Raw genomic sequence first — 22,474 nt, 5'->3', positions numbered from 1 at the left:
CCCGCCGGGGGATCCTGGGCAGGAAATGAACGAGAAAGAAACGATCCGCATCTCCAAGCGGCTCTCGCGCCACCTTCGCCACGATCCCGCCGCCATCGGCCTCACGCTCAGCCCCGACGGCTGGGCGCCGGTCGAGCAGCTCCTGCGCGCGCTGAACATCACCCGCGAGCAGCTCGACGAAGTCGTCGAGACGAACAACAAGCGCCGCTTCGCCTTCGACGGAACCGGCACGCGCATCCGCGCCAGCCAGGGCCACAGCGTCGACGTCGACCTCGGGCTGGCCGACGCCGTCCCGCCGGACGTCCTCTACCACGGCACGGTCGCGAAGTTCCTCGACGCGATCCTGCGCGAGGGGCTGCGCCCGATGAACCGCCACGCGGTCCACCTCTCGGCGACGGTCGACACCGCACGCACCGTCGGTGCCCGGCGCGGCAAGCCGGTCGTCCTGCGCGTCGACGCGGCCGCGATGGCCGCCGCGGGACACGCTTTCCAGGTCAGCGCGAACGGCGTGTGGCTGACGGCCGCGGTGCCGCCGGAGTACCTCTACCGCGTCGGCTGACCGGCTACGGCGTCACCGAAGCGAGGCCGCGCCGGCGAGGGCGGCCCAGCAGGCGGCGGCCCACGTCCAGCAGCTCCGTGCGCAGCTCTTCGTCGCCCAGCCGGGCCAGGTCCGGGGAACCGCCGGCCATCGCGATGCCCGTCAGCGTCACCATCGCGTTGACCCGGGCCGCCGGGGTCGGGTCCGGACCCGACAGGATGCCGAGCAGCGCCTGACCGAAGCCCTCCATGCCGCCGTGCGCCGACTTCTCGATCGCGCGCACCAGGCCGGGGTCGCTCGAGAACAGCGCCACCAGCGCGCGGTGCCGGATCACCAGGTCGACGAACCCCTCCAGCAGCAGGTCCACCTGCGTGCCGCGGCGCTTCTGCGCGGCCGCGCGCAGCACCAGCTCGTCCAGGTCGCGCACGCCGGGCTCGGCCACCGCCTCGGTGATCTCCGCCTTCGTCTTGAAGTGGTAGTAGACCGCCGCCTTCGTGACCCCCAGCGCGTCGGCGATCATCTGCAGCGACGTGCCCTCGACACCGTGTTCGGTGAACAGCCGCAGCGCGGTCTGCAGCAGTCGGGTCCGGGTGTCCTCGGCCGGGCCGGCGGTCATTCTTCCTCCTCAGCGAGCCGTCGGAGCGTACGTCACTCCCTGTCGATCGGCAAACCGACTACTAGCCGATCGGCTGGGATAAACCTTGCTGTTCGGCAAGTCACATACTTGCCGATCGGCTTGGAGGTCTCCTTGCCGATCGGCTAGCTTGGTCAGTAATCAAGTGGAGTGAACCGACCCCGTTCGGGCGAAACGGAGCTGACTCGTGGCGACCTTCCTGTACCGGCTCGGCCGGTTGTCCTTCCGACGGCGAGCGCTGGTCGCCGCCGTCTGGGCGGCCGTCCTCGTGGCGCTCGGGCTGGGCGCCCTGACGCTGTCCGGCCAGTTGTCGAACTCGGTGACTATCCCCGGCACCGAGTCGCAGCGGGCCGTCGACCAGCTGACCGAGAAGTTCCCGCAGGCCAACGCGGGTGGCGCGACCGCGCGCGTCGTCATCGAGGCGCCCGCGGGCACCACGGTGACCGACGCCAAGGGCAAGGCCGCGGTCGAGGCCCTGGTCGGGCAGCTGAAGACGGCGCCGAAGGTCGCCGCCGTCGTCGACCCGTTCCAGGCGCAGTCGATCTCACCCGACAAGCACGTCGCGCTCGCCCAGGTCAGCTACGGCGCGAAGGCGTACGAGCTCACCGACGGTGACCGCCAGGCGCTGCTCGACACGGCGAACGCGGCGCGCGACGCCGGGTTCACCGTCGAGTTCGGCGGCGACGCCGTGCAGGGCATCCCCGAAACCGGCGCGACCGAAGGCCTGGGTGTCGCGGTCGCCGCCGTCGTGCTGATCATCACGTTCGGCTCGCTGGTCGCGGCCGGGATCCCGCTGCTCACGGCGCTGATCGGCGTCGGCACCGGGATGGGCGGCATCTTCCTCGCCTCCGGCTTCCTGGAGCTCAACTCAAACACGCCGATCCTCGCGCTGATGATCGGGCTGGCCGTCGGCATCGACTACGCGCTGTTCATCGTGTCGCGCTACCGGCACGAGCTGAGTCTCGGACGCGATCCCGAAGAGGCGGCGGGCCGCGCGACCGGCACCGCCGGTTCGGCCGTCGTGTTCGCCGGGCTCACCGTGATCATCGCCCTGGCCGGGCTGACCGTCATCGGCATCCCGTTCCTCGGCCAGATGGGCGTGGCCGCCGCCGTCACCGTCGCGGTCGCCGTGGTCATCGCGCTGACGCTGCTGCCGGCGATCCTCGGCTTCGCCGGCACCCGGGTGGCCGGCGAGCGCATCCGGCTGCGCCGCAAGCCCGTCGAAACGACGCACGGCGAGCGTTGGGCGCGGTTCGTCGCCCGCCACCGGTGGCCGGTGCTGCTCGTCGCGGTGGCCGGGATGGCCGTCGTCGCGCTGCCCGCGCTCGGCATGCAGCTCGGCCTGCCCAACGACAGCACCGCGGCGCCCGAGTCGACGCAGAAGAAGGCGTACGACATCGCGAGCCGCAGCTTCGGCGAGGGTTCGAACGGGCCGCTGCTGGTCGTCGTCGACGCCGGCGCGAGCACCGACCGCCAGGCCGCGCTCGGCCAGGCCGCGGCGGACATCCAGAAGCTGCCCGACGTCGCCGCCGTCACCCCGCCGCGGGTCAACCAGTCCGGTGACACGGCGTTGCTCACGGTGATCCCGAAGAGCGGGCCGAGCAGCACGCAGACCGAGGACCTGGTCGCCGCGATCCGCGGTGAATCCGGCGTCCTGGAGAACGCGACGGGAGCGAAGCTGGCCGTCACCGGGCAGACCGCGGCGAACATCGACGTCTCGGAGAAGCTGTCCGACGCGATGCTGCCGTACCTGGCGCTGATCGTCGGGCTGGCGTTCGTGCTGCTGATGCTGGTGTTCCGTTCGGTGGTGGTGCCGCTGAAGGCGACGATCGGCTTCCTCGGCTCGGTCGCGGCGACGTTCGGCGCGGTGGTCGCGGTGTTCCAGTGGGGCTGGCTCACGGACCTGCTCGGCGTCGAGTCGACCGGGCCGATCATGAGCATGCTGCCGATCCTGCTCATCGGTGTCCTCTTCGGACTCGCGATGGACTACCAGGTGTTCCTGGTGACGCGGATGCGCGAGGAGCACGTCCACGGCGCGGAGCCGCAGGAAGCGATGGTGACGGGCTTCCGCCACGGCGCCCGGGTGGTGGTCGCGGCAGCGCTGATCATGATCAGCGTGTTCGCCGGCTTCGTCCTGGCCGAGTCGACGCTGATCCAGTCGATCGGCTTCGCGCTGGCGTTCGGCGTGCTGGTGGACGCGTTCGTGGTCCGGATGACGCTGGTGCCGGCGGTGATGTCGCTGCTGGGCCGTGGCGCGTGGTGGCTGCCGAAGTGGCTGGACCGGATCCTGCCGGATGTGGACGTGGAGGGCGAGAAGCTGACCAAGCACCTGGACGCGCCGGGCGACGAGCCCCGCGAACTGGTCGGCGCCACCCGCTAGCCAAGTCCGTGAATGGCACATTGAGGGACGCTATGTCCCTCAATGTGCCATTCACGGCTTTTCAGCTCATGAGCCAGAAGATGGCGCCGCCGATGGCGAGGAGGGCTGCGATGCCCAGGACCACCGCCATGAACTTGGCCGTCTTCCACGTCGAATAGACGCCGCCCACCAGGAATCCTCCGAGCGCGAGCAGGAGGACTCCGACTACTCCGTTGTTCACAGAACGCCCTTCGTCGACGGGATTCCGCCCGCCCTCGGGTCCGGCTCCGTCGCCGCGCGCAGCGCCCTTGCCACCGCCTTGTACTCCGCCTCCGCTATGTGGTGCGGGTCGCGGCCGTGGATCACCCGCACGTGCAACGCGATCTGCGCGTGGAACGACAGCGAGTCGAACACGTGGCGCGTCAGCACGAACGGGTAGTTTCCGCCGATCGCGAACGTGTTGAACTGCTCCGGCTCCCCCACATGCACGCAGTACGGCCGGCCCGACACGTCGATCGCCGCGTGGGCCAGGGTTTCGTCCATCGGGATCCACGCGTCGCCGAAACGGCGGATGCCGCTCTTGTCGCCCAGGGCCTGGCGGATCGCCTGGCCCAGCACGATCGCCGTGTCCTCGACCGTGTGGTGCGCGTCAATGTGGATGTCGCCCGTGGCCTCCACCTTGAGGTCCAGGGAGCCGTGGACGCCGAACGCCGTCAGCATGTGGTCGTAGAAGGGCACGCCCGTGGAGATCTCCACCTCGCCCGTGCCGTCGAGGTCCAGCTGGACGAAGATCGAGGACTCCTTGGTGGTCCGTTCGACCTTGCCGATGCGGGTCATCGCGAGACTTCCTTACTCGCCTCGAGGAAGGCGTCGTTCTCCTCCGGGGTGCCGATGCTCACGCGCAGGTGACCGGGGATGCCCGGGTCGCGGATCAGCACCCCCTTGTCCAAATAGGACCGCCACGCGTCCGCCGGGACCGAAAACCGTCCGAAGAGGACGAAGTTCGAGTCGCTCGGCACGGGGTCGTACCCCAGTCCCGCCAAGGCTTCCACGACGCGGTCGCGTTCCGCGGCCAGCTTGTGCACACTGTCCAAAGTGGCGTCCGCGTGGCGCAACGCCGCCCGCGCCGCCGCCTGCGTCAGGCGCGAAAGGTGGTACGGCAGCCGCACCAGCTGCAACGCGTCGACGACCGCCGGCGCCGCGGCCAGATAGCCCAGCCGGCCACCCGCGAACGCGAACGCCTTGCTCATCGTGCGCGAGACGATCAGCGAAGCCGGGTAGTCCGCCAGCAGTGAGACCGCGCTCGGCTGCGACGAAAACTCCGCGTACGCCTCGTCGACGACGACGATCCCGGTGGCCGCGTCCAGCAGCGCACGCAGCTCGGAAAGCGGGATCGAGCCGCCGGTCGGGTTGTTCGGGCTCGTGACGAACACGATGTCCGGCCGTTTCGAAGCGATGACCTCGGCCGCCGCGGCCGTGTCCAGCGTGAAGTCGTCGCGACGCGGGGACGGCACCCACTCGGTGCGCGTGCCCGACGCGATGATCGGGTGCATCGAGTACGACGGCTCGAACCCCAGCGCGCTGCGCCCGGGACCGCCGAACGCCTGCAGGATCTGCTGCAGCACCTCGTTGGACCCGTTGGCGGCCCAGACGTTCGCCTCGGTGAGCACCACCCGCGTCGACACGCTCAGGTAGTCGGCCAGGTCGTGGCGCAGCTCGAGCGCGTCGCGGTCCGGGTAGCGGTGCAGCTCGGCGGCCTCCACGCGGACCGCCTCGGCCACGTCTTCGACGAGCGAAGGCGGCGGCGGGTAGGGGTTTTCGTTGGTGTTGAGCCGGATCGGGACGTCCAGCTGCGGCGCCCCGTACGGCATCTTGCCGCGCAGGTCCTCGCGCAGCGGCAGCTGCTCCAGCGTGACCTCTTCGCCGATCGCCATCAGAGCGCACCTCCGAACCGCGCGGTGACGGCCTCGCCGTGCGCGGGCAGGTCCTCGGCGTCGGCCAGCGCGACGACGCGGCCGGCGACCTCGCGCAGCGCGTCCTCGGAGTAGTCCACGACGTGGATGCCCTTGAGGAAGCTCTGCACGGACAGGCCCGAGGAGTGGCGGGCGAACCCGCCGGTGGGCAGGACGTGGTTGGACCCGGCGCAGTAGTCGCCCAGCGACACCGGGGCGTACGCGCCGACGAAGATCGCGCCGGCGTTGCGGACCCGGGCGGCGACCGCGCGAGCGTCCGCCGTCTGGATCTCCAGGTGCTCGGCGGCGTACGCGTCGACCACGCGCAGTCCGTCGTCCACTGTGGACACCAAGATGATCCCGGACTGCTTGCCCGCCAACGCTTCCGCGACGCGCGAACTGTGCTTCGTCGCGGCGACGCGGTTGACCAGCTCCTTGTCGACGGCGTCGGCCAGCTCGACCGACGTCGTCACCAGCACGCTCGCGGCGAGGGGGTCGTGCTCGGCCTGGCTGATCAGGTCGGCGGTGACGTGCACCGGGTCGGCGGTCTCGTCGGCCAGGATGGCGATCTCGGTCGGCCCGGCTTCGGAGTCGATGCCGATCAGGCCGCGCAGGAGGCGCTTGGCCGCGGTGAGGTAGATGTTGCCCGGGCCGGTGACGATGTCGACCGGGGCGAGCTCGGCGCCGTCGGTGTCCGTGCCGCCGTACGCGAGCAGCGCGACGGCCTGCGCGCCGCCGGCCGCCCACACCTCGTCGACGCCGAGCAGCTCGGCCGCGGCGAGGATGGTCGGGTGCGGCAGCCCGTCGAACGCGGCCTGGGGCGGCGAGCACACGACCAGCGAGCCGACGCCGGCGATCTGCGCCGGGACGACGTTCATCACCACGGTCGAGGGGTACACGGCCAGCCCGCCCGGCGCGTACAGCCCGACGCGCTCGACCGGCACCCACTTCTCGGTGACCGTGCCGCCGTCGACGACCGCGGTCGTGACGTCGGTGCGGCGCTGCTCCGCGTGCACCTTGCGGGCGCGCGTGATCGACTCCTCCAGCGCGGCGCGCACGGCCGGGTCCAGCTCCGCCAGGGCCTGCGTCAGCGAAGCACGCGGCACCCGCACGGACGCGGGGCGCACCTTGTCGAACTTCTCGGTGTACTCGAGGACGGCTTCGACACCGCGGTCACGGACCGCCTCGACCACCGGGCGCACGTGATGCAGCGCCGCGTCCACGTCGTATTCGGCGCGTGGGAGCGTGGCGCGCAGTTCGGCGGCGGTCGGGACCTGCCCGCGCAGGTCGGTGCGGTTCAACATGCTCCCAGGGTACGAGGTCACGCCCAGCGGGTTTTCAGCGATACTCCCCGGTGACGGCCGATCCCAGCATGCAGGAGGCAGCGGTGGCGCGAATCGCGTTGTGCCAGGTCAACTCGGGTGACGATCCGGAGGCGAACCTGAAGCTGATTCGCTCCGGCGTCGAAGCCGCGGTGGCGGACGGCGCGCGGATCGTCGTGTTCCCCGAAGCGACGATGGCGCGGTTCGGGCGTCCGCTGGAGCCGGTCGCGGAGGAGCTCGACGGGCCCTGGGCGACGGCGGTGGCCGCGGTGGCGGCCGAGCACGACGTCGTGGTCGTCGCCGGCATGTTCACCCCGGCGGACGGCGGCCGGGTGCGCAACACGCTGCTGGTCACCGGCCGCGGCCAGCACCGCGGCTACGACAAGATCCACCTCTACGACGCGTTCGGGTTCGCCGAGTCGGACACGGTGGCTCCCGGCACCGCGGTGGCCACGTTCGAGCTGGACGGCGTCGTCTACGGCGTCGCGACCTGCTACGACGTGCGCTTCCCGGAGCTGTTCCGCGCGCTGGCCGACGACGGCGCCGACGTCGTGCTGCTGCCGGCGTCCTGGGGCGCCGGCGAGGGCAAGCGCGAGCAGTGGGAGGTGCTGGTGCGGGCGCGGGCCCTGGACTCGGGCTGCTGGGTGCTGGCGTGCGGCCAGGCCGACCCGGCCGCGACCGGCGTCACGGTGAACCCGAAGGCGCCCACGGGGATCGGGTATTCGCTGGTCGCGGACGGGTTCGGCCGGGTGCACGCCGCCGCGGGCGCGGGGCCGGAGACGCTGCTGGTGGACGTGGACCCCGCGGTGGCGGCCAAGGCCCGCACGGCCACCGGCGCCCTCGCCAACCGCCGGCTCTAGACGCGTAGCTTTCACGTGAAAGCTACGCTTTGCGGCTCAAAGCGGCACTTTCACGTGAAAGTGCCGCCTTTGAGCGCTAGCGGAGCAGGCCTTCGCGGATCGCGACCCGGACGAACCCCGCGCGCCGGCGTTCGCCCGTCTTGTCGCGGATGCGGTCCAGGTACGAGCGGACCGTCCGGACGCTGATGTTCAGGATCTCCGCCACGTCGACGTCGCGTTCCCCGGCCGCCACCAGCCGGAGGACCTGCTTCTCGCGCTCGGACAGCACGATCTTCGGGCCCGCGTGGCGCTCTTCGCTGTCCTGGATGATCATCCCGGCGAGCGTCGGCGACACGTACGCGTTGTCGTCGGCGATCGTGCGGATCGCGCGCAGGAGCTCGTCGCCGTCGACGTCCTTCGACAGGAACCCCTTCGCGCCCGCCTGCATCGCCCCCAGGACCTCCGGCTGTTCCGCGTGCGCGGACACCACCAGCACCTTGTGCCCCATCTGCCCCACCTCCAGGACCGCGGCCGCGTCCTGGACGCCCCGGAGCTTGAGGTCGAGGACCACGACGCTGCCCGCCGGCTGGTCCTGCACCGCGAACCGGGCCACCGAGTCGGCGACCGCGCCGAGCTCGATGTCGGGTGCCTCGGTGAGCACGCGCGTGAGCGCGTACCGGTAGAGCGGGTGATCCTCGATGACCCCGACGTGGATCCGGCGGGGAGCCGGGGCGTCGTCGGCGGGCTCGCTCATTTGCGGCCGCCGCGCCGCGGCCCGGAGCCACCGATCAGGCCGCGCCGGATGGCTTCCTTGACCAGCCCCGGCCGCCGCCGTTCGCCGGTCTTGTCGCGGATGCGGTCGAGGTAGCCCCGCACGGTCCGGACGCCGATGCCGAGGATCAGCGCGATGTCGACGTCGCGCTCCCCCGCCGCGACGAGCCGCAGCACCTGCTCCTCGCGCGGCGACAGCTCGACGTCCGCGGAGACGGCCGGCCGGTCCGCGTTGTCCTTCATGATCATCCCGGCGACCACCGCGGAGACGTACGCACCGCCGTCGGCCACCGTCTTGATCGCGATCAGCAGCTCGTCCGCGTCGACGTCCTTCGAGAGGAACCCCCGCGCCCCCGCGGCGATCGCCCCCAGCACGACTTCGGGTTCGGCCTGCGCGGAAACCACGAGCACGTGGTGCCCGAGCTCGCAGACCTCCAGCACCGCGGCCGCCCCCGCGACGCCGGGCAGGCCCAGGTCCAGCAGCACCACGCTGCCCGGCGGCTGCCGGTGGACGTGGAACCGCGCCACCGAGTCCACGACCGCGCCGAGCTCGATGAACTCGGCTTCGGCCAGCACCCGCTCCACCGAGACGCGGTACAACGGGTGGTCCTCGATGACCGCGACGCGGACCCGCCCAAGGTCTGCGTCGCCGGTCGAACGCTCTTCTGTCATTTGCACGACTTTCACCCCGTTCCACCCGACGGAGCCGGCCGCCCGGCCGTGGCCGGGTCCAGCGCGGGGCCCGTCGGCACCAATGCCAGCAAACTACCTGCGACCGGTGACTTCGCCACGCTTCCGTAGCCGAGCGAGGCCAGCGCCTGCGCGTTCACCACCGGGTACTTCCGGCCCGTGTCGGTCACCAGGTACGTGGTGGCCGAGCCGGATTCGACGACGACGGCTCCCCCCGACGGAGGTACGAACACCTCGTCCGCCACCCGTGCTTCGGTCCTCGTGGCGACCTGGATTGCCTTGGCACCAGGGGAAAGCGGGAATTCGGCCGAAACGAGCAACCGGCTGCCCTGAACGCACAGCGCGACCGAGCCGCCGGTGATCGGCGCCTTGCCGGGGATGCGGTCCGGGAAGGCCGCGGGGTCGGCGCCCCCGGCCCGGGGCGCGGCGACCTTCGGCACGGCGGCGACGTCGGCCGCGCGGACCTCGACCGGCTTCGGCGTCCCTTCGTAGGCCGCCGCGTTGGCTTCGGTGGTGACCAGCAGGCTCGCCTCGGTCTGCCCGACCGGTTCGAGCCCGTCCCGGCGCACCAGGTAGTACGACGTCGCCGAGCCGGGCGCGGCCATCGCGTCGACGACGGCGAGGACCTCGCCGACGCGGGAGTCGCGGCCGCCCACCCGGGGGCCGCGGTCGCCGGCGCCGTCGACGGGCAACGCGGTCAGGTCGCGGCCGGCCGGGACGGTGTCGATCCACCGCGCGGACACCGCGATCGTCGGGTAGCTGTCGAACTGCAGCGCGGTCGCGGCCTCGTCGGACAGCTTGTAGCGGCGTCCGCCCGCGAGCAGGAACCGGTCGCCCGACGGCAGCCGGACGATCACGCCCTGGTCGCGCGGCAGTTCGACGCCGGACGCGGGCGCGGCGAGCAGGACGGCGGTGCGCGGCTCGGCCGACGCGGGCGCGTCCTGGGTGGTGCGGCTGCAGCTCGTCCACGGCGTCGTGACGAGCGCGCTCGCGGCGGGCAGCGAGTCCGGCGCGCCCGGGATGCCGATCTGGGTGCCGCGGCCGGCCTTGCCGAGGTTCTCCGAGGAGACGGACACGGTCGCGTCGCCGGCGCCGCCGGCCAGCAGGCGCGCGGAGGCGTAGTTGAGGACCGGGTGCAGGACGCCGTCGGCGCCGAGCACGAACCGCGCGCCGGTGCCCTCCTCGACGATCACCTTGCCGCCGGCCAGCCAGTCCTTGCCGCCGGAGGGGTTGAGCAGGCCGATGATGCCGAAGACAGCGGTGACGAGCAGCGCGGCCACGAGCCCCAGCACGGTCGCGAGCACGAGCCGGCGGCTGGGCGAGACGGGGTGGTTGGCGTCGGCCGCGACGAGAGCGGAGACGAGCCTGCGCCGGAGGAACTGGTACGCCTGGATCTGGTCCCGCTGCGTCCACACGCTGACTGGCCCCCGGCTGTGCGTCGTCCTCCCGAGTGCCCGACGCTAGGCACCCGGACGGCCTACGGGGAGGGTAATTTTTACGCCCACGCGGCATCTGGGGAGGCAGTAGCGTCGGAGCCCCGGGGAAAGGGGAGCCCGTGTCCGTCGAAACCGCCGGCGCCGTGCGTCCGGCACCGCCGCGGCCCGCGTCCACGCCGCTGCCCTGGCTGCTGCCGATCCGGCCGCTGCAGGCCGCGTTGTGGGAGATCGCCGGGATCGCCGTGCTGCTCGCGTGGCTGGTCGACGGCGTCGCGCAGCCGGTGCGAATCGGTGTCAGCGCGGCCGCCGGGCTGCTGGTCCTGCTGACGTCGGTGCGGTTCGCCGGGCGGCACCTGGCGGGCTGGGCGCTGACCTGGACGGCGTTCCGGCTGCGGCGCCACGACACGCGCCGCGAGAGCCCCGACCCGCTGCTGTCGGTCGCCGGCCCGGTCAAGGTGCGCCAGCACGTCGACCGCGCGGGCAACCGCTTCGGCGTCGCCGAGGTCGACGGCGGCTGGAGCGCCCTGGTCCGCCTGACGCAGGGCCCGGGCGCGCCGGGCCCGCTGGTGGAGGCGTTGCGCTCCGCTTACGCGCGCACGGACGTGCCGCTGGCGTCGGCGCAGCTGCTGACGTGGGCCATCCCGCGCGGCGACCAGGTGCTGCGGGTGCGGTGGCTGGCGGTGCGGTACCGGCCGGACCTGGCCCCGATCGCGGCCCTGGCCCGCGGCGGCGGCGACCTGGGGGCGTTGCGGAGCACGGCGTCGGCGGCGCTGAGCCTGATGGGCGCGCTGGCCGAGGCGGGGTACCAGAGCACCGTGCTGGAGGCCGGTGAGCTGGCGAAGGAGCTGCGCGTGGCGCTGGGCGTCCAGGGGGCGGCTTCCGGGCCGCCGGACCGCTGGAAGTCCTGGGTGTGGGGCAACGGGAGCCAGGTGTGCTTCCGGCCGCGGTCGTCCCGGGTGGTGGACTTTTCGGTGCCGGGAGCGGCTTTCACGGCGACGTCGTACACGCTGACGCGGACGCCGGGCGGGCGTGAGAAGGCCGAAGTGACGGTCCGGGTGGGCGCCCGGCCGGGTGCCCCGGCGCCGGTCGTGGCGGCGGCGATTCCGCTGCACGGCCGGCACGGGGCTGCCGTGCGGCAGACCCTTCCCTTGGCTTTGGACAGCTGAAAAATCGCCGCGCCGGTCCCGATCCGGCCGGTGCGGCTCATCGCCGGAGAGACCTGTCCGGCGGGTTCGCGCCGGACAGGCCCCAGGGCACTACGACCGCGCCGGGCCGGCCGCGCGGGCGACCTTCTCCAGCTTTTCGCGGTACTCCGCCCACGTGTCCGCGTCCTGGTCGGGGAGGTTCGACGCGTCGGCGCGCAGGCCGGCGCCGCCGTCGATGAGCTCGCGGATGATGTCGGCGTGGCCGGCGTGGCGGTCGATCTCGGCGATCACGTGGACCAGCACCCGGTGCAGCGTCACCTCGCGGCGCTCCGGCGGCCACCACGGGACCTCGCCGGGCGCGTCCAGCGGGTTCGGCTCGATGGTCTCGTCCGCGAACGCCCAGACGCGCCGGTAGAGCCCGACGATGTCGTCGCGCGACTCGTCCTCGGCCGCCCAGAAGTCGACGCCCGGGTTGTCGTCCATGGTGTCGTACCACGGAAGCGGCTCCGGGAACTTCCGGCCGAACGTCTCGCCGAAGTAGCCGAGCTCGACCCCGGCCAGGTGCTTGACCAGACCGAGCAGGTTGGTCCCGGTGGGCGTCATCGGGCGGCGCACGTCGTACTCGGAAAGCCCGTCGAGCTTCCACACCAGCGCTTCGCGGGCCGTCTGCAGGTATCGCCGCAGATCGTCCTTGGGATCGGAGTCGGTCATGCGACGAAGCTATCTCAGCCGCGGACTGCCTCGTAAACCCCCGCGATCATGCCCACGAAAGGCACCAGCGACAGCAGCACCAAAAACTCCGAAACATCCAAAAGCCGCGACCAATAAGGCGAACGCAACCCACGTGCAACCCGCGTCGCGTAAACCAAACACACCACCGCCGCCAAGATCACCGCGCCGCCCGCTGCGAACACCACCGTGCGGTTGCCCGACACCACCAGCCACACTCCCGCGCACACCAACGCGAGAATGCCGAAGCCCACCAGCACCAGCCGCTGGACCCGGCCCGCGTACGACCGGGACCGCAGGATCCACGCCACGCCCAGCAGACCCGCCAGGCCCGCGTCCCACGGGCCGCCCGATGCCAGCACCACCGACGATGCCAGCACCACCAACCCGAGGCCGACCAGCAGGCCCGTCAGCACCGCCTGCGCGCGGGACGTGCGGCCGATCATCTCCGTGCCCAGCGACGGCTGCTCGTCCGCGCGGAACGCCTCCATGTCGTCCGGCACCCGGGGCAGCGGCAACCGGGCCAGGCGCAACGCCAGCATCGGGGCCACCGCCGCCAGCGCCGTGCCCAGCACCGCGACCACCGCCGCCGCCGACACGGGCGAGACGCCGGCCAGCAGGACCACGCCCGTCGTCACCGCGCCGAAGCCCGCCGACGAAGTGATCGCCACGAACCACGGCAACCGGTCGGCCACCGAGACCGCCGCCAGGACGCCGTACACCGTCACCGCCGCGAGCCCCGCGGCCAGCGGGCCCGCCGACAACGAGAACAGCGGGTGCGGCGGCAGCACGGACATCCCCGCCAGCAGCGCGACGCCGACTCCCGCCAAGGAACCGGCCGCGCCCGCCTCGGCGTCGCCGTAGGCGCGGCTCAGCGCGCCACCGCCCAGCAACAGCACCAGGGCCAGCAGCCCGGTGCCGATCGGTGCCAGGACGCTGCCGGACGCCGCCGACTGCACCAGCAGACCGCCGGCCAGCAGCAGCACCACCGCGGCCACCAAACCGGACCGCCGGGCGACCGAAGGCCCCCAGCCACCGGACGAATCGGCGACGCTGGCGATCGAGTCGACGACGTCGTCGAACAGCAGCGGACCCCGCGGGCGTTCCCGCGGGGTCAGGTGGAGCACTTCGCCGTCCCGGATCTGGGCGGCCGCGACGCTCAAGCCGAGCGCCAGTGGCGCACCTCCGAGCCGGGAAAGCACCCAGCCCGGATGCTCCGCCGACGCCTGCCCGGCGGCTCCGGCCAGCCGCACCAGCTGCGGCACCAGCTCGGCGAACGTCGACTGCTGCGGCAGGGCGACGTCCACCCGGGCCCTCGGCGTCACCACCGTGACCCGGCGGGTCGTGCCCGTCAACGAAGCGGTCATCAGACGTTCTTCGCGGCCGAGATCACCGGGGCGAACTTGGCGTTGGACGCCTCGGCGAGCTTCTGCAGCCCGGCGTTCACCGCCTCGAGGACGATCTCCGACAGGTTGCGGGCGTCGTACTCGCGGATCGCGCGGGGGTCGATGTCGATCGAGGTGAAGCGCCCGTCGCCGCGGAGCGTGACGGTGACCTCGTTCTGCCGCGAGTGCGCCTTGACCTCCATCGCCTCGACCGTGCGCTGGATCCGCTGGACCTCTTCGGTCTGCTTGCGCACCTGTGCGAGCAGCTCGTCCATGTCCGGCACCGCGTACGGATCGGTCACTGTTGCGTCCCTTCGTGCTGGCGGACGTGGACGCTGCCCACGAACCGCTGGAAACCGGGTGAGAGCCGCCGCGCGGTCGCGGGCGCGGCCGTGCAGGCGAGCTCGAGCACCAGCCGCTCCGCCGGCGTGACGCCGGGGACGGTCAGGTGCACCTGGGTCTGGATCAGCTCGTCGCCTTCGCCGGTGCGCAGGCGCAGCAGCTGCATGACGCCGGGCGCGGCCGGGGCGCCGACGTCGCGGCGGCTCAGCACCTCGAGCCCGGCCGAGACCAGCGAAAGCCGTTCGACGGCTTCGGCGGCGACGGCGTCGATCGACGCCTCGTCCGGCCGCTGCTGCACGCTCACCGTGATGTTCGGGACGAACTCGCCCGGTGCGGCGTCGTGCACGGCGACGAACACCGCGCCGGAGTCGCCCGGCTCGACGGCGGTCCAGCCGTCCGGGATGACGAAGTCGAGGGGAAGCGTCATCACAGCCCCACGTACGAAACGGCGTCGTCCCAAGCGGAGCCGACGGCGTCGGCCGCGTCCGAAGCGGCGTGGCCGACCGCGTCGACGGCCGCGCCGCCGTACTCGGTGATGGTGTGGCCCAGCTTCGGCAGGTCGATGTCGATCTTCGCGCCGACCCCGGCGCCGAGGCCGAGCGCCGCGCCCGCCTTGAAGTTGACCTTGATGTGCCCGGCGTCGTAGGTGGCCTGGGCGTCGAGCTGCGCGCCGATGCCGTACTGCAGGGTCCCGTTCGCGCCGACGCCGATGCCGGCGACGTCCGCGGCCACCTCGCCCTCGACCTTGCCGCCGGCGAAGACGTTCGCGTGCGCGCCGACGCCGTGCGCCCCGATCGTGCCGGACGCGCTCGCCTCGCCGCCGGCGAAGACCGTGCCCTTGGCGTGCGCCGCGGCGGGACCCCAGTCGCCCTTGAGCTCGGCCTCTTCCTTCACCGCGGCCAGCTCGGTGTGCCCGGACGCGCCGACGTCCCAGCCCTTCGAGGTGATCTTGCCGTCGTACTCCGGGGTGAAGCCGTCCTGCTCGTGCTTGAACTTGTAGTACGTGATCTCGGTGTTGCGTCCCAGCTTGTCCTTGACGCTCTCCGGCTTCGGCTGGCCGAACGGCGTGTCCGCCTTCTTCGGCGCGCGCGTGCCTTCGAGGCCGTCCCAGGTGAGCTTCTTCCAGCCCGAGTTCTTGAACCACGACGGCGCGCCCCGCGGCCGCTTGCGCCCGTCGAGCGTGCTGCCGTTGAGCCAGCCCAGCGGCCCCCAGGTCTTCTTGCCCAGCTTGTACTCGAGCCGTTGGGTGCCCTCGGGCGGGAACAGCTCGGCGAGGGCCTCGGAGAACTCGTCGACGACCTGGCGGGCGGCCTGGACGCTCTGCTCCCCCAGCTGCCGCGCGGCCTGGATGAACGCGCCGACCGAGCCGGAGTTCACCGCGCGCGCCTGCGCGGTCAGCTGCTGGGCGTACTGGTCGAACTGCGCGATGACCGAGTCGACCGCGGCCTTCGCCGACTGCACCAGCTGCGACGCCGTCGAGAGCCGCTGCGCCTGGTCGTCGAGCTTGGCGGCGGCGTCGGTGAGCTCCTGGCCCAGGGTCTGCGACGCCGTTGCGAACGCGGTGTAGGCGTCGCCGTCCCAGTCCGCGTGCAGCGTCTTGGCCGACTCGTCGATCTCGCGAGCCTTGCCCGAAACCGTCGAGGCCTGGGTGGCGACCCGCTGCGAAGCGGCGCTGAGCGCACCGGGGTCACCGGTGACGCGTCTCTGACACTCGACCAGGACGCGCCGGTACCCGGACAGCACGGAGCTGACCACGCCCGACGCGTCGACGACCCCCGAGGACCACATGGCTAGTTCCCGGCGGCGTCGTAGCCGACGTGCTGGCTGAAGTGCTTGCCGTTGTAGTCCATGGCGATGTCGAGGTCGAAGTCCTGGCCGCCCGGAGCCTCCACAGTGGACTCACCGGTGGTGAGGTTGGTGTGGATGACGACCTCGTCGGCGCCGTGCACCGGCACCGACGGCGAAGTCGGCTGCGTGACCGGCGCGGGCTGGGTGACCGCCGGCTGCGTCGGCACGGTCGCGCCGTTCTGCGCCGGGTCGACGGCGATCCAGCTGTTCGCCGGGTTCAGCGGGGTGCCGTTGCCCGACACCGCCGTCCCGGTACCGGTGCCGCCGCTGGAACCGCCGCCGGTGGCGAGCGCGGGCGGGGTGTAGTCGGTGAACGAAGGCTGCTGCGGGATCCCCCCGCCGCTCCCGCCCGCCACCGCCTGCTGCCCCGACGGGCTCGCCACCGGCGACGGGGCCTGGGGCGCCGTGACCGGGGTGTTCCCGATCGACGGCGTCGTCGCGCCCGCACTGCCGGAGTCGTGGTGGAAGAGCTTCTCGATCTGGCCGATGACCTGCGCGAGCTGGGTGATCTGCTGGGCGAGGTCGACCGCGCCGAGCGCCTTGAGCAGCGCGCCGATGGCGGTGATGAACGCCCGCAGCGACGCGCTGGTCGCGGTCGACAAAGCGACCGCCGCGCCGTAGGTCCACCAGTTCGACATCAGCGCGGCGACCGTCGGGTTCACCGCCGAGACCACCGCGCGGTAGGCCTCCTGCGCGGTCTTGATCAGCGTGCCGGAGACGCCGAGCAGCTCGGCGCCCTTCTGCACCACGCCGATGATCTTCGTGAGCTGGTCGAGGGAGTCGGAGATCTTCTTCAGCGCCGACTCGCTCGCGGCGCCGGACCAGATCTTGCCGAGCTGGTCGGCGGCCTTCGTCAGCTCGTTGTACATGCTGAGGAACTGCTCGGCCTTGCGGACCAGGTCCACCACGTGCTTCGCGATCTGCTCCGGCTGGCCGGTGACGATCTGCGGCAGGATGGTGATCGGCCCGCCCGAGGACGCGGTCGCGTCCATCGCGCTGGAGTTCGGGAAAGTCAGCATCGGACCTCACAGAGATTCAAGGACGGACGATCAAGCGACGACGGACGCGGGCCGGTACACGCTGACCTTCGCCAGCCCGCTGATGCGGGCGTCGAGGAGCCCGTGGTTGTAGAGGCGGCCGCCGTCGCCGGCGACGCCGATGACCGGCTGGCGGTCGGAGAACAGCAACGGCTCGACCACCACGACGTCCCCGCTGTGCACGCCGCCGGGGACGTCGGAGAAGGTGCGCGCGGTGCCGGCGTAGACCTCGATCAGCCCGATGCGCGCCTGGTTGTCGGCGTCACCGGCCAGCCAGTCGTTGAAGTCGGCGACCCCGTGGAAGCGCGTGTCGGTGATCGGGTGGTCGCCGAGCCGGCCCAGCCGCGCGTCCCCCAGGTAGCGCAGCACGTTGCCGACCGACGACGGCTCGCCGTGGGCGCCCGCGCTGTCGTTGATCGCCAGGGTGGCGAGCTCCGAGGCGTGCGGGCTCCCCCAGATCGACGACGTCGGCGCGGCCGAGCCGTCGTGGCCGCCGCCGTAGCCGGCCGCGGTGGCCTGGTCGGCCGCCTGGTAGGCGTCGGCGCTGGCCTTGACCAGGCCGTTGATCTGCTGCAGCAGCTGCAGGAGCGTGCGCACGGCGGTCACCTGGCTGGAGTGCAGGGCCGCGTTCGCGGCGGCCACGGCACTGCCGAAGCCCGCGAACGACATCGGCTGCACGACCAGGCGCTCGAGGTCGGAAACCGCGTTGATGCCGTGGGCGATGATGCCTCCGACGTTCCCGACGGAAGAGCGCATCGCCTCGGGCTCAGCCCGGTACTCGCCGGCCATGGCTCTCCTTCCGCGGGTGGCTGCTCGGCAGAGCGTAGGTTCGGCCCCGGAAGCGGGCGGACGGCAAAAGTACCCACCGCGCCGTGTCGGCAAGTGGCCAAAATACCGGTCAGAGCCCTTCCGATCCGCTGGAGCATTGCAGTATGAGCCTCTCGCCCGAGCGCCCCTCCGAGATCGTGCTGCAGTCGCCGCCGATGCTCCCGAAGAGCTCGTCCGGCGGCATGGTGCAGCTGATGATGTTCCTGCCGATGATGCTCGGCATGGGCGCGATGTCGTTCGTCTACATCGGACGCGACGGCGGGGTGATGACCTACATCTTCGGCGCGCTGTTCATCTGCGCCATGGGCGGCATGGTCGTGATGTCGCTGGGCCGCGGCGGGATGGCGAAGAAGGCGCAGATCAACGACGAGCGCCGCGACTACCAGCGCTACCTCTCCGGGCTGCGGTCCCAGGTCCGGGACATCGCCGACGGCCAGCGGGCGGCGATGGTCGCCGTCCAGCCCGATCCCGCCGACCTCTGGGCCTACGTCGAGAGCGGGAAGCTGTGGGACCGGCGGCGCGCCGACGGCCAGTTCGCGCAGGTCCGCGCGGGCACCGGGCCGCAGCGGCTCGCGACGCCGTTGAAGGCACCGCAGACCGTGCCGCTGGAGGACCTGGACCCGGTGTCCTCCACCAGCCTCAAGCACTTCATCCGCACCTACTCCACGGTCGACGGCCTGCCGGTGGCGCTGTCGCTGCGCTCGTTCGCCGCGGTCACCGTGGCCGGGCGGCGCCCGGACGTGCTGGGCCTGACGCGGGCGCTGCTGTGCCAGCTCGTCACCTTCCACTCCCCCGCCGACCTGCGGGTCGCGCTGTGCGTGCCGGCGGACCGCCAGCACGACTGGGAATGGGCGAAGTGGCTGCCGCACGCGACGGCGGCCGGCGCGACCGACGCCGTCGGCTCGCGGCGCCTGGCGGCCGACTCGGCGGCCGGCCTGGCCGTGCTGCTCGGCGCCGACCTCGGCGAGCGCCCCGCGTTCAGCCGCCGCGCCGCGGCCGAGCTCGACCTGCCGCACCTGATCGTCGTCGTCGACGGTGGCAACGCCCACGGCGAGCCCCGGCTGATCGGCGAAGACGGCCGGCTCGGCGTCACGGTCCTCGAGATCGGGCAGGAGCACCCGCGGACGTACTCGACCGAGCGGCTGCTGAGCCTGCACACCGCACCCGACTCCCTCGGCATGGTCGTCGGCGACGCCTCCGAGCAGCGGCTCGGGTTCCTCGGCCGCCCGGACGTCCTCGACCGCGGCGCGGCGGAAGCCCTGGCCCGCATGCTGACGCCGTTGCACACCCCGGCCGCGGTCGTCGGCGAGAAGCCGATGTCCTCGACGTTCGGGCTGGCCGGGCTGCTCGGCATCGGCGACCCGCGTGACACCGACACGACCGTGACGTGGGCGCCGCGCGCGGCCCGCGACCGGCTGCGGATCCCGCTGGGTGTCAACCCGGACGGGCGGCCGGTCGAGCTGGACCTCAAGGAGTCGGCCGAGGGCGGGATGGGCCCGCACGGCCTGGTCATCGGCGCGACCGGGTCCGGCAAGAGCGAGCTGCTGCGGACGCTGGTCACCGCGCTGGCCGTGATGCACTCGTCGGAGACGCTGAACCTGGCGCTGATCGACTTCAAGGGCGGCGCGACCTTCGCCGGGATGACCGGCCTGCCGCACACCTGCGCCGTCATCACGAACCTGTCCGACGACCTCGCGCTCGTCGACCGCATGGCCGACGCGCTGAACGGCGAACTGCTGCGGCGCCAGGAACTCCTGCACGCGGCCGGGAACTACGCGTCGGTGCGCGACTACGAGAAGGCGCGGGCGGACGGCGCGCCGCTGGACCCGCTGCCGTCGCTGCTGGTCATCATCGACGAGTTCTCCGAGCTGCTGTCCGCGCGGCCGGAGTTCATCGACCTGTTCGTCGCGATCGGCCGGCTCGGGCGGTCGCTGGGCATCCACCTGCTGCTGGCGTCGCAGCGGCTGGAGGAGGGCCGGCTGCGCGGGCTCGACTCCCACCTGTCGTACCGGATCGGCCTGCGGACGTTCTCGGCGGCCGAAAGCCGGGCGGTGCTGGGCGTCGCCGACGCCTACCACCTGCCGCCGGTGCCGGGGTCGGCCTACCTCAAGGCCGACACCGACTCGCTGATCCGGCTCAAGGCCGCGTACGTCTCCGGGGAACTGCCGCCGCGCAGCACGGTCGTGCGCGAAGACGGGCAGGAGCTCGGCGTGCTGCCGTTCTCCCTGGCGCCGGTGGAGATCCCGGTGACGACCGAGGTCGAAGACGCCCCGAAGGCCGATGGCACCGGCGAGACGATCATCCACGCGATGCTCTCGCGCCTCGACGGCCGCGGGCCGGCCGCGCACCAGATCTGGCTGCCGCCGCTGGCCGAACCGCCGACGCTGGAGCAGCTCCTGCCGCCGCTGGGCGAGGACGCCGCGCGCGGCCTGTGCCCGCTCGGCTGGGGCGGCAACGGCAAGCTGACCATCCCGGTCGCGCTGGTGGACAAGCCGTTCGAGCAGCGCCGCGACATGCTGTGGGCCGACTTCTCCGGCGCGGGCGGGCACGCGCTGATCGTCGGCGCCCCGCAGAGCGGCAAGTCGACGCTGATGAAGGACATCGCGGGCATGCTCGCGCTGACCCACACCCCGGCCGAGGTGCAGCTGTTCGTCCTCGACATGGGCGGCGGCGCGCTGGCCCCGATCGCCGGGCTGCCGCACACGTCCGGCTACGCCACCCGCCGCGACGCGCAGCGCTGCCGCCGGGTCGTCGCCGAGCTGACGACGTTGCTGGAACAGCGCGAGGAGTACTTCTCCGCGCACGGGATCGAGTCGATCACGACGTTCCGGCAGCGCCGCGCGGAGTTCACCGAAAGCACCGACGGCCGCGAGTTCGGCGACGTGTTCCTGTTCGTGGACAACTGGACCACGATCCGGCAGGAGTACGAGCAGCTGGAAGAGCAGATCACCGGACTGGCCGCGCGCGGGCTCGGGTTCGGCATCCACGTGATCGTCTCGCTCAACCAGTGGATCGGCGTCCGCGCGCAGCTGCGGGACGCGATCGGGACGCGGTTCGAGCTGCGCCTCGGTGACCCGATGGATTCTTCGATCGACCGCAAGGTCGCGGTCAACGTCCCGGCCGACCGCCCCGGCCGCGGCATCACGGCGGAGAAGCTGCACTTCCTGGCGGCGCTGCCCCGCATCGACGGCGACCAGCGTCCGGAGACGATCGGCGCCGGCGGCGTCGACCTGGTGCGCCGGATCTCCGAGGCCTGGAAGGGCCCGCGTGCGCCGCAGGTCCGGCTCCTGCCGCCGGAGGTGCCGCTGGACGGGCTGCCGGCGGCCCCCGGCAAGCAGGTCACGCTGGGCATCGCGGAGTCGACGTTGCGGCCGGTGCACCTGGACTTCGCGGCGGACCCGCACTTCGTGGCGTTCGGCGACGTGGAGTCGGGCAAGTCGTCGCTGCTGCGGGCGCTGGCCCAGGGCATCACGTCGAAGTACAGCCCGGACGAGGCGGCGCTCATCGTCGCGGACTACCGGCGTGGCCTGCTGGGCGCGGTGTCCGAGCCGCACCTGCTGGGGTACGCGGGCGCGGAGGGCAAGCTGACGGACCTGATCGCGGAGTGCGCCACCGCCATGCGGAACCGGCTGCCGGGGCCGTCGGTGACGCCGGAGCAGCTGCGGAACCGGTCCTGGTGGCGCGGTCCGGAGCTGTTCGTGCTGGTGGACGACTACGAGCTGGTGGCGACGGTGGGGCGCAACCCGTTGCAGCCGCTGCTGGAGTTCCTCCCGCAGGCGCGCGACATCGGGCTGCACGTGATCATCGTGCGCGGTTCGGGCGGCGCCGGGCGGGCGTTGTTCGAGCCGGTCCTGCAGCGGCTGCGGGAGCTGGGGTCGCCGGGGCTGATCATGTCCGGAACGAAGGACGAAGGGGCGTTGCTGGCGGACGTGAAGCCGTCACCGCAGCCGCCGGGCCGGGGCACGCTGGTGTCCCGCCGGCACGGGACGGGACTGGTCCAGGTGGCGTGGACCAAACCGGCGGAGAGCTGATCAGCGCGCGGGCGTGGTCATCTCGGCGCCGAAGCGGTAGTAGCAGACCGCCTGGTGCTCGCTGCTCTGCAGGTGCGGGGTCATGACCTGGACGCGTGCGCCGGAAATCGGGTGGGCGGCGGCGGTGCAGCGATCCAGCGTCGCCTGGTAAGGCGCGTCGGCGCCCTCCGGGAGCGGAAGCACGGCGAACGCCTCCGCGGTGTGGCCCTCGGTGCAGGACCTCAGCAGCACGTCGACCTCGCCCGTACCCGTCGGGGACCAGAAGCACTGGCCCGCGGTGACGTCGAGCCCGTGCGCCGTGCCCTCGGGCAGTTGCTCACCTCGGTTGGCGGCTCGGTAGGCGAGCCCGCCGGCGAGCATGAGCACTCCGAAAGCCACGAGCCCCGCGACCACGCGGCGGCCGGTCGCAGGCCGGGCGCGGCGGCGTTCTTCGCGCATCAGCTCGTCGAAAAGCTCAGGGTCGTGCCCAGTCATGTCTCCCCCTCGCGCGGAACTCTAATGGCCGCGCCGACGGGCCAAGACACCAGTCACCGTCGGCAAGTTACCGACTTCGGTAGGTACCCGGGAACCACTCACGAAACCTACTTT

General features: G+C 72.3%; 21 protein-coding genes. 5 read left to right on the top strand and 16 right to left on the bottom strand.

The window, feature by feature from the left end; genetic code table 11:
• Window positions 1–25 precede the first annotated feature (25 nt).
• Entirely contained in the window at window positions 26–559 is a 534-nt protein-coding gene (locus BLV96_RS30000) for an RNA 2'-phosphotransferase (protein WP_086674682.1), read from the top strand.
• A gap of 4 nt (window positions 560–563) precedes the next feature.
• On the opposite strand, the gene BLV96_RS29995 is transcribed toward BLV96_RS30000, so the two are convergent.
• On the bottom strand, window positions 564–1,154 hold the full coding sequence (locus BLV96_RS29995; RefSeq protein WP_086674681.1) for a TetR/AcrR family transcriptional regulator: 591 nt from the start codon (window positions 1,152–1,154) through the stop codon (window positions 564–566).
• 205 nt (window positions 1,155–1,359) lie between these two features.
• Between BLV96_RS29995 and BLV96_RS29990 the strand changes: the two genes are divergently transcribed.
• Window positions 1,360–3,552 carry an MMPL family transporter gene (locus BLV96_RS29990; protein WP_086674680.1) on the top strand — a complete coding sequence of 731 codons (2,193 nt, stop codon included), beginning with the start codon at window positions 1,360–1,362 and terminating at the stop codon, window positions 3,550–3,552.
• Between the two features lie 61 nt (window positions 3,553–3,613).
• Here BLV96_RS29990 and BLV96_RS49990 read toward each other — a convergent pair whose 3' ends face one another.
• The 4 genes from BLV96_RS49990 to hisD are packed head-to-tail and all read right to left on the bottom strand — an operon-like array spanning window position 3,614 to window position 6,787.
• The gene (locus BLV96_RS49990; protein ID WP_167379781.1) at window positions 3,614–3,772 is read right to left on the bottom strand and encodes a hypothetical protein; all 159 of its coding nucleotides are present in this window, start codon (window positions 3,770–3,772) and stop codon (window positions 3,614–3,616) included.
• Window positions 3,769–4,368 carry an imidazoleglycerol-phosphate dehydratase HisB gene (gene hisB / locus BLV96_RS29985; protein ID WP_086674679.1) on the bottom strand — a complete coding sequence of 200 codons (600 nt, stop codon included), beginning with the start codon at window positions 4,366–4,368 and terminating at the stop codon, window positions 3,769–3,771. Before hisB ends, BLV96_RS49990 begins: the two co-directional genes overlap by 4 nt.
• Window positions 4,365–5,465, bottom strand: coding sequence for a histidinol-phosphate transaminase (locus BLV96_RS29980; protein ID WP_086674678.1), 1,101 nt, complete (start codon window positions 5,463–5,465; stop codon window positions 4,365–4,367). Before BLV96_RS29980 ends, hisB begins: the two co-directional genes overlap by 4 nt.
• Window positions 5,465–6,787 carry a histidinol dehydrogenase gene (gene hisD / locus BLV96_RS29975; RefSeq protein WP_086674677.1) on the bottom strand — a complete coding sequence of 441 codons (1,323 nt, stop codon included), beginning with the start codon at window positions 6,785–6,787 and terminating at the stop codon, window positions 5,465–5,467. Before hisD ends, BLV96_RS29980 begins: the two co-directional genes overlap by 1 nt.
• Window positions 6,788–6,870: 83 nt before the next feature.
• On the opposite strand from hisD, the gene BLV96_RS29970 reads away from it, so the two are divergent.
• Complete coding sequence (locus BLV96_RS29970) at window positions 6,871–7,665, top strand: carbon-nitrogen hydrolase family protein (RefSeq protein ID WP_086674676.1); 795 nt, start codon at window positions 6,871–6,873, stop codon at window positions 7,663–7,665.
• A 76-nt stretch (window positions 7,666–7,741) separates the two neighbouring features.
• Here BLV96_RS29970 and BLV96_RS29965 read toward each other — a convergent pair whose 3' ends face one another.
• From BLV96_RS29965 to eccB, 3 genes are read right to left on the bottom strand one after another with little or no spacing between them, the layout of a single operon-like run.
• Window positions 7,742–8,398: a response regulator gene (locus tag BLV96_RS29965; RefSeq protein ID WP_086674675.1), complete on the bottom strand. Its 657-nt coding sequence runs from the start codon at window positions 8,396–8,398 to the stop codon at window positions 7,742–7,744.
• Window positions 8,395–9,087, bottom strand: a complete 693-nt coding sequence (locus BLV96_RS29960; RefSeq protein WP_208608361.1) for a response regulator transcription factor — start codon at window positions 9,085–9,087, stop codon at window positions 8,395–8,397. Before BLV96_RS29960 ends, BLV96_RS29965 begins: the two co-directional genes overlap by 4 nt.
• Before the next feature lie 11 nt (window positions 9,088–9,098).
• Window positions 9,099–10,520: a type VII secretion protein EccB gene (eccB, locus tag BLV96_RS29955; RefSeq protein WP_086674673.1), complete on the bottom strand. Its 1,422-nt coding sequence runs from the start codon at window positions 10,518–10,520 to the stop codon at window positions 9,099–9,101.
• 140 nt (window positions 10,521–10,660) lie between these two features.
• Between eccB and BLV96_RS29950 the strand changes: the two genes are divergently transcribed.
• Window positions 10,661–11,707 (top strand): type VII secretion protein EccE, encoded by a 1,047-nt coding sequence (locus tag BLV96_RS29950; RefSeq protein ID WP_086674672.1) that lies wholly within the window; start codon window positions 10,661–10,663, stop codon window positions 11,705–11,707.
• A 90-nt stretch (window positions 11,708–11,797) separates the two neighbouring features.
• Here BLV96_RS29950 and BLV96_RS29945 read toward each other — a convergent pair whose 3' ends face one another.
• Genes BLV96_RS29945 through BLV96_RS29915 form a run of 7 tightly spaced genes read right to left on the bottom strand, consistent with a single transcriptional unit; the run spans window position 11,798 to window position 17,816 of the window.
• Window positions 11,798–12,397 (bottom strand): DinB family protein, encoded by a 600-nt coding sequence (locus BLV96_RS29945; protein WP_086674671.1) that lies wholly within the window; start codon window positions 12,395–12,397, stop codon window positions 11,798–11,800.
• A 14-nt stretch (window positions 12,398–12,411) separates the two neighbouring features.
• A complete protein-coding gene (eccD, locus tag BLV96_RS29940; protein WP_086674670.1) occupies window positions 12,412–13,782 on the bottom strand; it encodes a type VII secretion integral membrane protein EccD in 1,371 nt (456 codons plus the stop codon).
• Window positions 13,782–14,102, bottom strand: coding sequence for a YbaB/EbfC family nucleoid-associated protein (locus BLV96_RS29935; RefSeq protein ID WP_086674669.1), 321 nt, complete (start codon window positions 14,100–14,102; stop codon window positions 13,782–13,784). The genes eccD and BLV96_RS29935 overlap by 1 nt, the downstream gene beginning before the upstream one ends.
• Complete coding sequence (locus tag BLV96_RS29930; RefSeq protein ID WP_208608360.1) at window positions 14,099–14,569, bottom strand: hypothetical protein; 471 nt, start codon at window positions 14,567–14,569, stop codon at window positions 14,099–14,101. The genes BLV96_RS29935 and BLV96_RS29930 overlap by 4 nt, the downstream gene beginning before the upstream one ends.
• Window positions 14,569–15,930 carry a WXG100 family type VII secretion target gene (locus tag BLV96_RS29925; protein ID WP_086674667.1) on the bottom strand — a complete coding sequence of 454 codons (1,362 nt, stop codon included), beginning with the start codon at window positions 15,928–15,930 and terminating at the stop codon, window positions 14,569–14,571. Before BLV96_RS29925 ends, BLV96_RS29930 begins: the two co-directional genes overlap by 1 nt.
• Window positions 15,931–15,932: 2 nt before the next feature.
• Window positions 15,933–17,009 (bottom strand): hypothetical protein, encoded by a 1,077-nt coding sequence (locus BLV96_RS29920; protein ID WP_091389693.1) that lies wholly within the window; start codon window positions 17,007–17,009, stop codon window positions 15,933–15,935.
• A gap of 30 nt (window positions 17,010–17,039) precedes the next feature.
• Window positions 17,040–17,816 (bottom strand): hypothetical protein, encoded by a 777-nt coding sequence (locus BLV96_RS29915; protein WP_086684478.1) that lies wholly within the window; start codon window positions 17,814–17,816, stop codon window positions 17,040–17,042.
• Window positions 17,817–17,959: 143 nt separating this feature from the next.
• On the opposite strand from BLV96_RS29915, the gene eccCa reads away from it, so the two are divergent.
• Window positions 17,960–21,886: a type VII secretion protein EccCa gene (gene eccCa / locus BLV96_RS29910; RefSeq protein WP_091389690.1), complete on the top strand. Its 3,927-nt coding sequence runs from the start codon at window positions 17,960–17,962 to the stop codon at window positions 21,884–21,886.
• Here the strand turns inward: eccCa and BLV96_RS29905 are convergent, their stop codons facing one another.
• Window positions 21,887–22,360: a hypothetical protein gene (locus tag BLV96_RS29905; RefSeq protein ID WP_086678253.1), complete on the bottom strand. Its 474-nt coding sequence runs from the start codon at window positions 22,358–22,360 to the stop codon at window positions 21,887–21,889.
• Window positions 22,361–22,474 lie beyond the last annotated feature (114 nt).

It is taken from the genome of Amycolatopsis pretoriensis (assembly GCF_900107925.1).
Lineage (GTDB): Bacteria > Actinomycetota > Actinomycetes > Mycobacteriales > Pseudonocardiaceae > Amycolatopsis > Amycolatopsis pretoriensis.
Note: the sequence above shows the minus strand (reverse complement) of the source record. Positions and strands in the feature narration are given on the sequence as shown.

Bases quoted from the DNA above. Each gene is read 5' to 3' on its own strand.
- BLV96_RS30000 (WP_086674682.1), top strand. From the start codon at position 26: ATGAACGAGAAAGAAACGATCCGCATCTCCAAGCGGCTCTCGCGCCAC.
- BLV96_RS29995 (WP_086674681.1), bottom strand. From the start codon at position 1,154: ATGACCGCCGGCCCGGCCGAGGACACCCGGACCCGACTGCTGCAGACC.
- hisB (WP_086674679.1), bottom strand. From the start codon at position 4,368: ATGACCCGCATCGGCAAGGTCGAACGGACCACCAAGGAGTCCTCGATC.
- BLV96_RS29980 (WP_086674678.1), bottom strand. From the start codon at position 5,465: ATGGCGATCGGCGAAGAGGTCACGCTGGAGCAGCTGCCGCTGCGCGAG.
- hisD (WP_086674677.1), bottom strand. From the start codon at position 6,787: ATGTTGAACCGCACCGACCTGCGCGGGCAGGTCCCGACCGCCGCCGAA.
- BLV96_RS29965 (WP_086674675.1), bottom strand. From the start codon at position 8,398: ATGAGCGAGCCCGCCGACGACGCCCCGGCTCCCCGCCGGATCCACGTC.
- BLV96_RS29960 (WP_208608361.1), bottom strand. From the start codon at position 9,087: ATGACAGAAGAGCGTTCGACCGGCGACGCAGACCTTGGGCGGGTCCGC.
- BLV96_RS29945 (WP_086674671.1), bottom strand. From the start codon at position 12,397: ATGACCGACTCCGATCCCAAGGACGATCTGCGGCGATACCTGCAGACG.
- eccD (WP_086674670.1), bottom strand. From the start codon at position 13,782: ATGACCGCTTCGTTGACGGGCACGACCCGCCGGGTCACGGTGGTGACG.
- BLV96_RS29930 (WP_208608360.1), bottom strand. From the start codon at position 14,569: ATGACGCTTCCCCTCGACTTCGTCATCCCGGACGGCTGGACCGCCGTC.
- BLV96_RS29925 (WP_086674667.1), bottom strand. From the start codon at position 15,930: ATGTGGTCCTCGGGGGTCGTCGACGCGTCGGGCGTGGTCAGCTCCGTG.
- BLV96_RS29920 (WP_091389693.1), bottom strand. From the start codon at position 17,009: ATGCTGACTTTCCCGAACTCCAGCGCGATGGACGCGACCGCGTCCTCG.
- BLV96_RS29915 (WP_086684478.1), bottom strand. From the start codon at position 17,816: ATGGCCGGCGAGTACCGGGCTGAGCCCGAGGCGATGCGCTCTTCCGTC.
- eccCa (WP_091389690.1), top strand. From the start codon at position 17,960: ATGAGCCTCTCGCCCGAGCGCCCCTCCGAGATCGTGCTGCAGTCGCCG.
- BLV96_RS29905 (WP_086678253.1), bottom strand. From the start codon at position 22,360: ATGACTGGGCACGACCCTGAGCTTTTCGACGAGCTGATGCGCGAAGAA.